At 36.8% G+C, this 13,608-nt stretch carries 8 protein-coding genes and 1 pseudogene; 6 read left to right on the top strand and 3 right to left on the bottom strand.

Annotated elements, in window-relative coordinates:
- Positions 1–27: 27 nt before the first annotated feature.
- Genes ACFINR_RS00845 through ACFINR_RS00855 form a run of 3 tightly spaced genes read right to left on the bottom strand, consistent with a single transcriptional unit; the run spans position 28 to position 2,369 of the window.
- Positions 28–1,446, bottom strand: coding sequence for an ATP-binding protein (locus tag ACFINR_RS00845; protein ID WP_375611158.1), 1,419 nt, complete (start codon positions 1,444–1,446; stop codon positions 28–30).
- On the bottom strand, positions 1,446–2,111 hold the full coding sequence (locus ACFINR_RS00850; RefSeq protein ID WP_375652310.1) for a response regulator transcription factor: 666 nt from the start codon (positions 2,109–2,111) through the stop codon (positions 1,446–1,448). Before ACFINR_RS00850 ends, ACFINR_RS00845 begins: the two co-directional genes overlap by 1 nt.
- 21 nt (positions 2,112–2,132) lie before the next feature.
- Complete coding sequence (locus ACFINR_RS00855) at positions 2,133–2,369, bottom strand: hypothetical protein (RefSeq protein WP_375622279.1); 237 nt, start codon at positions 2,367–2,369, stop codon at positions 2,133–2,135.
- Positions 2,370–2,715: 346 nt separating this feature from the next.
- Here ACFINR_RS00855 and ACFINR_RS00860 point away from each other — a divergent pair, with 346 nt between their 5' ends.
- The 6 genes and pseudogenes from ACFINR_RS00860 to ACFINR_RS00885 all read left to right on the top strand — a co-directional run bounded on the left by ACFINR_RS00860 (position 2,716) and on the right by ACFINR_RS00885 (position 13,603).
- On the top strand, positions 2,716–4,866 hold the full coding sequence (locus ACFINR_RS00860; protein ID WP_375652311.1) for a transglycosylase domain-containing protein: 2,151 nt from the start codon (positions 2,716–2,718) through the stop codon (positions 4,864–4,866).
- Between the two features lie 17 nt (positions 4,867–4,883).
- On the top strand, positions 4,884–5,480 hold the full coding sequence (locus ACFINR_RS00865; protein WP_375652312.1) for a DUF1214 domain-containing protein: 597 nt from the start codon (positions 4,884–4,886) through the stop codon (positions 5,478–5,480).
- A complete protein-coding gene (locus tag ACFINR_RS00870) occupies positions 5,473–6,012 on the top strand; it encodes a hypothetical protein (RefSeq protein ID WP_375652313.1) in 540 nt (179 codons plus the stop codon). The genes ACFINR_RS00865 and ACFINR_RS00870 overlap by 8 nt, the downstream gene beginning before the upstream one ends.
- A gap of 535 nt (positions 6,013–6,547) precedes the next feature.
- The gene (locus ACFINR_RS00875) at positions 6,548–7,333 is read left to right on the top strand and encodes a DUF1499 domain-containing protein (protein WP_375652314.1); all 786 of its coding nucleotides are present in this window, start codon (positions 6,548–6,550) and stop codon (positions 7,331–7,333) included.
- A 1,081-nt stretch (positions 7,334–8,414) separates the two neighbouring features.
- Positions 8,415–8,816: pseudogene (locus ACFINR_RS00880) on the top strand (DUF1499 domain-containing protein); the annotation flags it as partial.
- 392 nt (positions 8,817–9,208) lie between these two features.
- On the top strand, positions 9,209–13,603 hold the full coding sequence (locus ACFINR_RS00885; protein ID WP_375652315.1) for an autotransporter outer membrane beta-barrel domain-containing protein: 4,395 nt from the start codon (positions 9,209–9,211) through the stop codon (positions 13,601–13,603).
- The last annotated feature ends 5 nt before the right edge of the window (positions 13,604–13,608 follow it).

A 13,608-nucleotide genomic window follows, 5' to 3' on the forward strand; every position in this document is an offset into this window, starting at 1 on the left:
ACATTTCTTGCTTAAGGAGAAAATATGTTATTCTCCCATCTTAGGTAATAAAACTTTTGCATACAACCCACCCAAATCAGAACGGGATAAAAAGAGATTCCCACCATATTCACTGACCATATCTGAAACAATTGCTAACCCTAAGCCTGATCCTAGTTTACTTTCATTAAACCGCCGCCCCCTTTTTAATGCTTCATCAATTTTGTCTTCTGTTAAACCAGGACCATCATCTTCTACAAAGATACTAAAATATTCTGTTTCTTCAGCATTTTCTTCTAAACAACAAGAGATCAAAACCTTTGCGCGAGACCACTGAGTAGCATTTTCAATCAAATTCCCTATAATTTCTTCTAAATCTTCCTTCTCTCCAGAAAAAACAATATCATCAACATCCATAATAAATTGAATTTGTTTTTCAGGATTAAGCTTTTTCATAACCCGCACCAAGCGTTCAAGCACACTGCGAACAGACGTATGATAGACAACACTATCGCATTGTGCTGCAATCCGCGCACGCTGAAGATAATGATTGATTTGAGCTTGCATTATTTGCGTTTGCTCTCTCAACAAACTAGCCTTTTCTCCGCGCATCTTATCTGTCTCATTCATAATCACGGATAGAGGCGTCTTCAATGAATGCGCGAGATTACCAACCTGTGTGCGAAATCGCTCGATAATACGCTGATTATTATTAATGAGAGCATTCATCTCTTGTACAAGCGGCATCACTTCGCTTACTAAATCCGTATTCACATAATGAACTCTTCCTTCGCGAATATCATTCAATGCACGTCGAATAAGCTTCAACGGTTGAAAACTAAAGAAAATAATAGCAATATTAATAAGAACACTCCCGATACCGAAACTCCAAAGAAAAATTTGCAAAGTTCGCTTAAATTCCTTTACCTGGGCATGAGCTTCATCGATATTCCCAACAAGCCGAAAACGTGCAATATGATTTTTATTATCAAGAACAACATCACTCTCAATCACTTGTAGCTTTTGACCATTGTTCCCCGTTATCCGATAAGAGCGAAAGAATTTATTGTCAAAAGGTATATCAACATCACTTGGTGTAAATATCTCGCCTGTTCCCAATGAGGGAGATGTCAATCTTCCTTTTAAATTATGGGATATCGCAACAACTTCCCAATACCATCCTGTTGTTGGATCAGAATAACGAATATCATCAATCCCAGCCCCTCCTATCAAAGTACCTTCCGATGACACCGTCACTGTTGCAATAAGACTGTAGAGTTGAGCAGAAAGGATACGCTCTAGGCTTTGTTCAGTCGAACGCTTATAAAATAAAATACTTACTGCAGAAATCGATAAAAGAGAAATAACAACCCATAATGTTGATAAGATCATAACACGTAAACTGAGAGATCGAGTAATTACAAAAAAGAACCTCCTATACCAATTATTCTCTTCAAAAACATTCATTAATCACCTCGCGTTCTCACGCGATATCCCATTCCTCGAATAGTTTCAATCAAATTCACTCCAAGCTTTTTCCGTAACCGACCTACAAAGACTTCCACCGTATTCGAATCCTTATCAAAATCCTGATCATAAAGATGTTCAGTAAGCTCTGTTCTTGAAATGACCCTGTCACAATGATGCATGAGATACGAAAGCAGTCTGAATTCATAAGATGTTAGTTTAATCAATTGACCATCCACAAAAACACGAGACGTCTTTGTATCCAACAAAACATTTCCGCAACATAATGCACTTGTCGCATGTCCCGTAGTGCGACGAATTAATGCTCGCAAGCGCGCTATCACTTCCTCCAAATGAAATGGCTTCACAACATAATCGTCAGCTCCAGCATCAATACCTTGCACCTTATCAGACCAACGGTCTCGCGCCGTTAGCATTAAAACAGGCATGGAGAGCCCTTCTTGACGCCACTTTTCAACAACACTAATACCATCAATCTGCGGTAAACCTATATCAAGTATCACCGCGTCGTAAGACTCTGTGCTCCCTAAAAAATAAGCCTCTTCACCATCGAAAGCACTATCGGAAACATATCCTGCACGTCTTACAGCTTCTGCTAATTGATGGTGAAGATTCCGATCATCTTCAACGATTAAGATACGCATCACAACACCATCTGCCAAAAACTAATCAGCAGGAACAAAAAATTCAACACGACGTAACTTTTCACCATTACGGGCTGGTACAACAACCACAATTGCACACATGTCCTTTCCATCCTGAACAACCGGTTTTGAACGGACGAGAACCCCGCTCTCTTGTGCGGCAGCCTTCTTACCTACTTCAGCACATCCAGAAGCTAGAACAGAATCTGCTTCTAAAAAAGCTGCTATTATTACGAACAAGAATTTTTTTTTCATCATAAATATTTCAATAACCCATCTCTTCTCTTCCTTGATAAAGGATAAAAGAAATAATGGTTTTTTTTAGTCGATTAAAAAATCACAAATGAAAACAATTTATCCTCTATCTTACAGAAGAACATATTAACATTACTCCAAATTTTTAAAAAATCAAAAAAATATTTTTAATAATGAGAATAAAATTTATTCAATAAAATAATAAAATATTAATATACTATCTTACAAAAAATGCATAATTCTAAAACAAATTCTTTCTCTGTTAGCACTATAGAAAAAAAATACTTCTACTCCATATAATTATTGTAGATTTGTTTGGTTGTATTGCTTTGCCATAGGCTCTCTTTAAATGTTTGATTTTTTTAAAAAAAAGAAAGGGCAACACCGTAAGCCATTTCATAGTCCTGCTCTCATTGAATTAGACGCACGATTAGACACAGCGCTTTATCACATTCGTTCTGCTAACAGTTTTTTCTGGAAAAAGGCAAAAATCGTCTCACAAAATTTTCATCTTCAAGGATGGAAACGTTTTATCGTTGAAGTTCTCGATGAAATACTGACATTAGGGTTGATGGGATTTACTCTTTTCACTATTTTGGGCATTTCTGTTTTTGAACTGACCAAAACAGATTGGTCTTCTCCTAAAAACTTTTCCATTCTTTTTCTAGATCGCTATGGAAATTCCATTGGGCACCGTGGTGCACTGCCGGCAATCTCTATCCCCGTTGAAGAAATGCCTGACACTGTCATTAAAGCGGTTCTCGCTACAGAAGACCGTCGTTTTTTTGATCATTGGGGCATTGATTTTCAAGGACTTACACGGGCAATTTCACAAAATATGCAAGCTAAAGGTGTGGTGCAAGGTGGTTCAACTCTCACACAACAATTGGCTAAAAATTTATTTTTAACAAACGAAAGAACCATAACACGTAAAATCAAAGAAGCTTATCTTGCTCTTTGGCTAGAAGCAAATTTTAGCAAAAAGCAGATTTTACAACTTTACCTTGACCGAGCCTATATGGGAGGAAACAATTTTGGTATTGCCGCAGCGGCAAAATTTTATTTTGGAAAAAACATACGTCATGTCTCTTTAAGTGAATCTGCTATGTTAGCAGGACTCTTTAAAGCTCCAACAAAATATGCTCCTCATAGTCATCTCTTTGCAGCTCAAACACGTGCCAATATCGTCCTTTCTAATCTTGTTAATAGTGGCTTTATGACGAAGAGCCAAATTATCAATGCGCATCGCCACCCTGCTAAGGCACTTCCCCAAAGAGAAAATAATCAGCCAGATTATTTTCTTGATTGGGCATTCGAGGAAGTCAAAAAAATGCGTAATCAACTTCCAAGCCATAGTTTAATTATTCAAACGACCCTTGATCCGAATATTCAAAAAGCAGCAGAAGAATCAATCGCATATCATTTACATCAATATGGTCAACAATATCGCGTAACCCAAGCTGCCACCGTTATACTCGATAATAACGGTGCCGTATGCGCAATTGTTGGAGGACAAGATTATAAAAAGAGCCAATTTAACAGAGCAACACAAGGCGGACGGCAAACTGGTTCTTCATTCAAACCTTATGTTTACGCAACCGCACTGGAACACGGACTGTCTCCCTCGACAATCGTTTTAGATGCTCCTATCAATTGGGGAGGTTGGACACCAAAAAATAATTCTGGTCGTTATTTGGGAAAAATTGATTTAGCAACAGCTTTAGCTTTTTCTATTAATACAGTCCCTGTGTATCTCACCTATCAATATCTTAACCGTGATACCCAACCCATCATAGATCTCATCAAGAATATGGGGATTAACGCGCATATTTTATCACACAAAACAATGGTTCTTGGTACTTCCAACATGACCCCCATGGATCAAGCAACTGGCTTTAATGTCTTTGCCAATGGCGGGATAGCTGGTAATCGTCATGGGTTCACGCAAATCAGAACAATCGATGGGCATGTGGTATGGGATTTCGAACATAACGGAAAAAAACTACACCGAGTTCTGAGTGAACAATCAACAGCTTATATGAACCAAATGATGGTGGGTGTCACGACACGAGGATCTGGTAAGCGTGCTGCTCTACCCATGACTCTCGTCGCTGGGAAAACTGGAACATCACAATCTTATCGTGATGCTTGGTTTGTTGGCTTTACAGGCAATTATACAGGAGCGGTATGGATGGGAAATGATAACTTTTCACCGATGAATCGTGCTTTTGGGGGTGGCGTTCCTGCCATGATATGGCATCGCATCATGCTTGCTGCACATCAAAATATCATGCTCAAACAGCTCTATGGTGTTAAAGATTCTCTCCTTCCTTATCAGCCCCCAGTACTTTCTTCCCATGCAGATTCTGAAGTTCCTCCTCCAATACCCTCTACGCTTTCTCCTGAAACATTAAATATCGTGCGATTGATTAACAAAGATCTGAAAAAAACATCTGCAATTTCTTTGAAAATGAAAACAACTGGAGATACAACATTTTGAATTCAAGATATTCACTGATGTTTTTTAATATCACCATTTTCTTTTTTATCTTCGCTTTTTCCATTTTATGTGGAAAACTGAGTGTCGATTATGTGCTCAATTCCTTTCCTCATTTTGGACTCTTTAGAATTGGAAAATGGAGTGCTTATCCACAAATGGGAACAGCCAATATGGATCCTTATACCCGCGCCCGCACCGCTAAACAAGGCATTGTTTCACTCGGACGAACTGAAGGTATTCAATTCCAGATTTGGCAAGATAACCAAGGGCGTCCACTCCACCCCCACTGTCATTATTTACTCAAAGGCACCATCCCTGAAACCCGTCTTTTTACCCTTTATACAGCTGACAAATCCCTAAAACCCTATACTTCATCCAAAGAAATACCTTTTGAACTCCACACGAACGCTATTATTTATGAGCATGATGGCTCATTGCGCATTAATATTTCACCCACACCGCAAACCGGCAATTGGCTTGCAACAGTTAGTCAAAAAGAATTCGGGCTTATTCTTACCTTATACGATACCTCAATCATCTCTGCAACGGCATTACAAAAGCTTACAATGCCATCAATAGAACAAATTCCATCAGGACAAATAAATTGTGACTAGATTTATTCATACCGCACTTCTTGCAATCATTGGCGCTATTATCGTTCATATTTGCGTTCTCTTTCTGATCCCCTATTGGGCACAGGATAATATATGGACAGCACTTAAAAAATCCGGAGCCCCTTATCAATTTGTTGCTTTTACTCCCGATAATCCTATTCAACAATCTGCTGATCCCCTCTTTCTTCTTAAAGTCTGCAGATTTAACCTTGAAAATGGACCTGTTCATTTAAAAGCTTTGAAAACACGACAATTTTGGTCACTAGCAGCCTACACACACAACGGAATTATTTTCTATAGCCTTAATGACCGAACAGCCCCTGATGCGACACTCGATCTTATCATTGGAAAACCAATACAAATCATAGAACTCAAAAAATCAAAACCTAAAAAAAATACCAATTCAGTTTTGGTTGCTAAAAATTTGAATGAAGGGTTTGTTATTTTACGTACTTTTGTCCCTTTTTCCCTTGCGAAAAAAGAAAGTGAAGCTTTCCTTTCATCTGCGACCTGCCGTATATTTTATGAATAAAAACCGACTAACCTCTCATTTGTACAACACCTTACTTTCTATACAAAATACATGAAGCCTATCAAAATGGTTATCTTTTTTCTCTATTAATTGAATATTCGAATTCAGATTTGTCTGATTGTAGATCCCTCAATTTTTTATTGAGGTAGAATGAAATCTCTATTGCACATCATCATATCCTATTTGATACGCATTATCTGACAGAAAAAACTCCCCGCAATCAGAAGAGAAAAATCAAGAGTAAAGCTCTAAAAAAATATGCTGCTAACAATTGTAAAACTTGTTATTTGAGTTTATTTCTTTTTATTTACAAACATTCCCATAAAATTCGCATCAATGACATGATAAACTATAGAAGAAATACTGTTTACCTTCAATAAAGTGCGAAAATAATCGCTGGAAACTTATAAGACATTACGCATCCTTGACCTCAAAAATAAGTGCTTTATTTTTCTCTTATAAGCAGAAGCTTTTTGTACGATAGGCACTCTGAAAAAACTTGGCTTATAGTTTACAATTGAGGGGAAAAAACTTCATGAAGAAGAGATATGTTCGGTTCGTTTCAAGAGCAGCAGTATGGTCCCCTCGATTTGGTGGATTGTCGTTCTTTATTTTATTATTTTCAGTCATTTTACAACGTTTTTCCGTTATTAACGTAACCGATTTCATAATTTTGATAGGTATCTCTACTGGCTGTGTAATTATTTCTCTTTTTCTGGCTATTAAAGCACTTCATAGTTTGTGGGTCTATGGAGCCCTAGGGGGAATGAAAGCTTTAAAAGGGATCGTTTATTCGTTAATAACTGCAACACCATTGATGCTCTTTTGGGGACTTTGGTTTACCTTACCAGCTCTTTACGATATTTCTACCGATACACAAAACCCGCCGGCTTTTTTTCGCACAATACGTCCCAGTGATGCTTTACCGCTCAAAAGTGTTTTGACTGAACAAACAGCAATACAGATCTCACAATGGACAGAAATGTCAGGGCGCCGTTATGATGGATCATCTGACCTTATTCGCGAATCCGTTCTCAATGTTTTAGCTGCGTATGATTGGCCTGTTGTGGCTCAAAAAAAGTTTAAAGGTGAAGAAGATACGCTTTATATTGAAACAATGGCCAAAACTTTTTACCTTGGCTTTATTTCAGATATTGTTATTCGTTTAACTGATGAAGGGGATACAACTTTTGTTGATATGCGTTCTGCTTCTCGTTATTTACCAAGAGATTTGGGGACAAATGCTGCTTTTATTATCGATTTTATGGATGCACTTGATACAGAAATCGCCTCACTTCCTCTTTCTGAAGATAATGAGTAGAGGTTAGAAGTATAGTAAGTTACATTTACTAAATTAGCTTATTTCAAAAATAAATTTTGAGACGTGCAGAAACGCACAAAACATTTATCGTCTCTCGACGGCCATAAGCATTACTGACAAGTTCTTTAAACACCCAAAAGCAACTTATAGCCTCTTTTTAGCGCGTGACATATAGATAAAATATTTGAATTCAAATTCTAAACTTAAATACTATAATTGATTTTACATATATTTTTTATGCTCAGAAATCTCATCATAAAAGTAGGAAAGAAGACTTCTCTAATAAGGAAATTAAGCATTTCTTACAGGCGCATTTTTCCAATGAAAATAGAAAAATACACCCTCATCAAGAAAGATGAAATACATTTATCATAAAATATGATGCATATGTAATATAGTTACAGAAAAAATTAACAATAAAATACACATAAATTCATCTGTATTTTACAATAAATGATTATTTCAATTTTATAAAGAAATTTCATAATAATAAAAAAAAATATATATTATTACAAATAATAGAAACTTATTTAAATGAAAATAATTTTTCATCAAACATAACTTAAATATAAATACTAATATATAATATATTTAAACGCAACATAAATAAAACAAAACGCCAAAAATAACCCACTAAATGTCTTAATTGCTTCCTTTATACTATTTTTCCAACTGTCATCACTTTATCTATAACTTAATAAAAATATAAAAACAAATATTGAAAATAAAATATCAAAAACATTATTATATAAAGATAATAAATAATCATTTTTCATATAAATAACGTATACAAATAAAAACTGTTATAGAAAGTAATATAACAAATATAATGAACAAAAATGTGCTTAACAACATTTTTTTCACAATTTCTTTGTTACTATAACCTTTAGATTTATAATATGAAAACAATGTATAGAAAAATATAAATAAAGCACCTATAGAAAATAATAATTCTACAATAATACTAATAATCTCATTCATAAAAAAAATCCAAATTAAATATATAATTTTGTAAAATTATGCACCTAAACCTTCCTGTCAAGTTTGTAGACACATAATTATGCCTACAAGCTTGTGCATTGCTTTACCGCTCAAAAGTGTTTTGACTGAACAAACAACATTACAGATGTCACAATGGCCAGAAATATCGGGGCGCCGTTATGATGGATCACCTGACCGTATTCGCGAATCCGTTCTCAATGTTTTAGCTGCGTATGATTGGCCAGTTGTGGCTCAAAAAAAGTTTAAAGGTGAAGAAGATGCGCTTTATATTGAAACAATGGCAAAAACTTTTTACCTTGGCTTTATTTCAGATATTGTTATTCGTTTAACTGGTGAAGGGGATACAACTTTTGTTGATATGCGTTCTGCTTCTCGTTATTCGCCAAGAGATTTGGGGACTAATGCTGTTTTTATTATCGATTTTATGGATGCGCTTGATACAGAAATCTCGTCACTTCCTCTTTCTCAAGATGATGAGTAGAAACTTGTACTTACTTCCAACAGAAAAATCCCTACCAACCTGTCATTTGTTTGCACTATTATTACTTATTACTGAAAGTGCTTTTACTCTTTCAGGACAAAGCTTTTAAACGAAAATATCTCAATCCTAACTTATTTCATAACAAAAATATTGTTTTGTCTCTCATTTGATGTTTTTATTTAAAATATTTTAAGTATTAATATATATTAACTATTAATATACTATGTATTAAACAATAAAAATGATTTATTTTATTAAAAAGTAAATTTATAATATTTGACAAATAATAACAAATTAACTAATAGGTAAGTATTGTAATTAAAATTTAAATTGTTTATTTTTCTTACTTCTAAGCGGGGAGAACATGCGGAGCTTATAAGGGAGGAACAGCTATGTCTAAAAAATCTTTACTCTCCTGTACAGCTATCGCAGCAATTATGCTTTTTGGCAAAAATCTCAACGTACATGCTGAATCTCTTGAAGTTGATAAAGGAGAAGTAAAAAACGTATCAAACAAGACTTATGAATATATTCAAACAACAAATGGTGGAAAAGTCATCGGTAAAAACTTAACACTGACCGGAGGTCATCCAATAAACAACGATTTGGATGCTGTAGTCCTTAGAACCCAATCTTCAATTGAGTTATGGGATACAACCATTAAAAGTGCAAACGATACTCAGCTGCATAGTGGTGTTGGAATATGGCATGGTAGTACATTTAAGATGATAGGAGGTGTTATTGCAGCCGATTATGGCGTTATATCAGACACTGATGACAGTGGCACAACGATATTGGAAAACGTGAAATTATCAAGCGGTAAAGACAACACTTCGATGAGCAAAGGAATCTCCGCTAGAAAAGGCATAATTACTTTAAAAAATGTAACCGTTAATGAAGCAGATTTATCCGTAGCAGCATCTTCTGATGCACATGTGATAATATCTGTCAGTTCCTTTGGCGGTGAGGTACAAGCTAAACAATGCAGTACCATTACTTTAAACGATAATGTCACAGTAACATCTAAAAATGATGGACTCCATGCAGATGGTGAACAATCTAAAATCACAATGACTGGAGGAACTGTAAAGGGGAAAAAAAGTGCTCTGTTGACAGAAAATGGCGGATATATTGATGTCGCCGATATCACTCTCACCGCATATAACAAAGGAACAGGCGCAAAATCCACTGGTCCTAACAGCATGATTGATTTGCATAATAATGCAACCATTAAAGAGACTGTCATTGGACTTGAAGCAAAAGACAATGGTGTCATTCAAATGACAGGAGGATCTATTGAAATCACAGAAGGCGAAGCAGTAGGTGCATTATTCCTTGACACCGCAAGCAAAAAAAACACGCTGAAAGATGTGAAAATATCAAGTGGAAAAGATGGCTTTCTTATGGAGAAAGGAATAAGTGCTGACAAAGGAAGCATGGTTTCTTTAAATAATGTAACCGTCACAAAAGCAAAACGCAGCATCTATGCAGATAACAAATCTCAAGTAATGGTTTCTAGTGGATCTTTTGAGGCAAAAGAAGATGCAATCAATGCTCAAAGTGGTAGTACCATTACTTTGGACAATGAGGCTAAAATCACATCATCTGAGGGTGATGGCCTCCATGCAATTGGTGAGCAATCAAAAATTTTTATGACAGGGGGAACTGTTACCGGTAGCAATAGTGTATTATATACAAAAGCTGGTGGATATATTAATGTTAAAGACGTTGCTCTCACAGCAAATGGAAAAGGAACAAAATTCGGCGCATTTGCAAGAGGTTCCAGTACCATTGAATTGAATGGAAACACAACAATTAAAAATGCTACGATCGGTGTTAAAGCCCAAAGTGATAATGCGACAATCAAGATGACAGGAGGATCTATTGAAATCACAGAAGGCGAAGCAGTAGGTGCATTATTCCTTGACACCGCAAGCAAAAAAAACACGCTGAAAGATGTGAAAATATCAAGTGGAAAAGATGGCTTTCTTATGGAGAAAGGAATAAGTGCTGACAAAGGAAGCATGGTTTCTTTAAATAATGTAACCGTCACAAAAGCAAAACGCAGCATCTATGCAGATAACAAATCTCAAGTAATGGTTTCTAGTGGATCTTTTGAGGCAAAAGAAGATGCAATCAATGCTCAAAGTGGTAGTACCATTACTTTGGACAATGAGGCTAAAATCACATCATCTGAGGGTGATGGCCTCCATGCAATTGGTGAGCAATCAAAAATTTTTATGACAGGGGGAACTGTTACCGGTAGCAATAGTGTATTATATACAAAAGCTGGTGGATATATTAATGTTAAAGACGTTGCTCTCACAGCAAATGGAAAAGGAACAAAATTCGGCGCATTTGCAAGAGGTTCCAGCACCATTGAATTGAATGGAAACACAACAATTAAAAATGCTAAGATCGGTGTTAAAGCCCAAAGTGATAATGCGACAATCAAGATGACAGGAGGATCTATTGAGGTCACAGGAGGCGAAGCAGTAGGTGCATTATTCCTTGAAACCACAAGCAAAGAAAACACGCTGAAAGATGTGAAAATATCAAGCGGTAAAGATGGCTTTCTTATGGAGAAAGGAATAAGTGCTGACAAAGGAAGCATGGTTTCTTTAAATAATGTAACCGTTAAGAATGCAGAAAAAGCTCTCTTGGCTAATGATAATTCCCAAATAACAGTAATGGGCGGAGGTTCCTTTGGTGGAGAAGTACAAACTCTGCAAGGTAGCACAATTACTTTAAATGATAATGTCACAGTAACATCTAAAAATTACGGACTCCATGTAGATGGTGAAGAAGCCAAAATCACAATGACGGGAGGGAGTGTAAGTGCAAAAGGAGCAGCATTTGTCGTAAAAGATGGCGGACATATTGATGTCACAGATATTTCTGCAAAAGCACAGCGCAATGGGATACGCTTTGATAACTCAAAAAACGATCAAACTTTAGAAATAAACCTGACCAATACAAACCTTCTCATCGAAGATGGAACGGGTATTGTTGCCAACAATTCATCAAATGGTAAACTCAACCTCAAAGATTCAGAAATCAGAGCCGATAGGTTATTCGTAGGGATAATCCATGATACACCAAAACCTAATCAAATCTTTTCACTCTCCGCAGACCGTTCTGTCTTACAAGGTGGTGTAAGAAATGACGAAAATGGACAAACAAGCTTTGATCTCAAAAACAATACAACATGGTTTGTGAACACCAGCACAAAAGAAAAAGATGATGCGGGCAAGTTACTTGATATCACTCAAAGATCACGTTCTGATGTTTCTGCACTCAACCTCAATGACAGCAAAATTGTTTTTGAAAAGCCAGTAGAAAACCATTATCACACATTACATATCGGTTCTGGTAAAAAAGATACTCCAGAGATCTATAACGCTTCTGGAAACGCAGAAATCCACTTTAACATGGCATGGAACGATGGGGTTGCTGTAGATGATCAAAAAACCGATCGCGTTCTCATTCATGGCGATGCATCAGGTACAACAACAGTTTATATCAAGAGTGATGTAGGGGATAAAAACAGTGTAGAAAATGCTGCGGCCCCCTCGAATACAGGCGGTATTTCCCTTATCCAAGTCTCTGGAAAAGCGATGGAAGACTCCTTCAAATTAGCCAATGGTTATATCACAAGAGATGGTTTGCCTTATAAATACACACTAACTGCTTATGGACCAGAATCACGCCATGGCACAGCCAATATTGAGCAAAACCTCTTTGATGAAAAAAATGAAAACTTCTGGGATTTTCGCTTGCATAAAGCATTTCTTGACTCCGGTGGCGGTAGCGGTTCCGGTGGCTCTGTCCCTGGTCCACATGTGGAAGCTGTCGTACCGCAAGTGGCAAGCTATATCGTGATGCCTAACGCTCTCTTCTACGCTGGTTTTACCGACATTACTAAGCAAAGCAAATTGTTAGCTGATATCCGTACAACACAAAATTATTCTTTCTTCTTTTCACCCTATGGTAGCAATGCTACCTTAACCTCTGAGCGTGGTCCCTTCAAATATGGCTATGGCGCTGATATTCGCTATGCTGCCGTACAAGCAGGTGGTGCATTAGCTGCAATGGAAAGCCAAAATATCACCATGCATTTTGGACTTATGGGAACCTATGGGAAACTCTCTTTCACACCTAATGATATGGAGGGTGCAGACAAAAGCACACTCAATAAATGGGCGGTTACAGCTTATGGCAGTATACAACACAACAATGGCTTATATGTCGATGTCCTAACTTCCTATGGCATGATCGATGGAAATATCACTACGGCTGATATCAAGAATGCCGCAAACTTGAAGGGTGCCAAAACCTTGAGCGCTTTGGTTACCATTGGAAAAGAATTTGCTACAGGAATGGCAGGGATAGAGTTTGAGCCACAAGCACAAATTGTTTATCAACAATTGTCGTTTGACACCATGAAAGATGCTGATAATCTAGAAATTGATATGAAAAATCCTTCCCAATGGTTGGTTCGGATTGGCGGACGTTTAACTAAAACTGTTTCTGCCGAAAGTGATTATCCCTTTTCTTTTTATGGAAAAGTGAACTTTCTTAAAACCTTTAGTGATGATGGGAAAATACAGATTGGTAAGGAATTTGACCTTGATCCTGCCGGAACTGCCATTGAAGGCGGTTTGGGCATCAATGCACAACTCTCCCACAATATCGTACTTCATGGTGATGTTAGTTACCAACAAAAGCTACAAAAAACGGGTATAACAGGAGCGAGCTTTTCTGGTGGAATACGTTATCAGTTCTAAGAAAA

The sequence above is a fragment of the Bartonella sp. AP19HLJMH genome (genome assembly GCF_042196245.1).
GTDB lineage: Bacteria > Pseudomonadota > Alphaproteobacteria > Rhizobiales > Rhizobiaceae > Bartonella.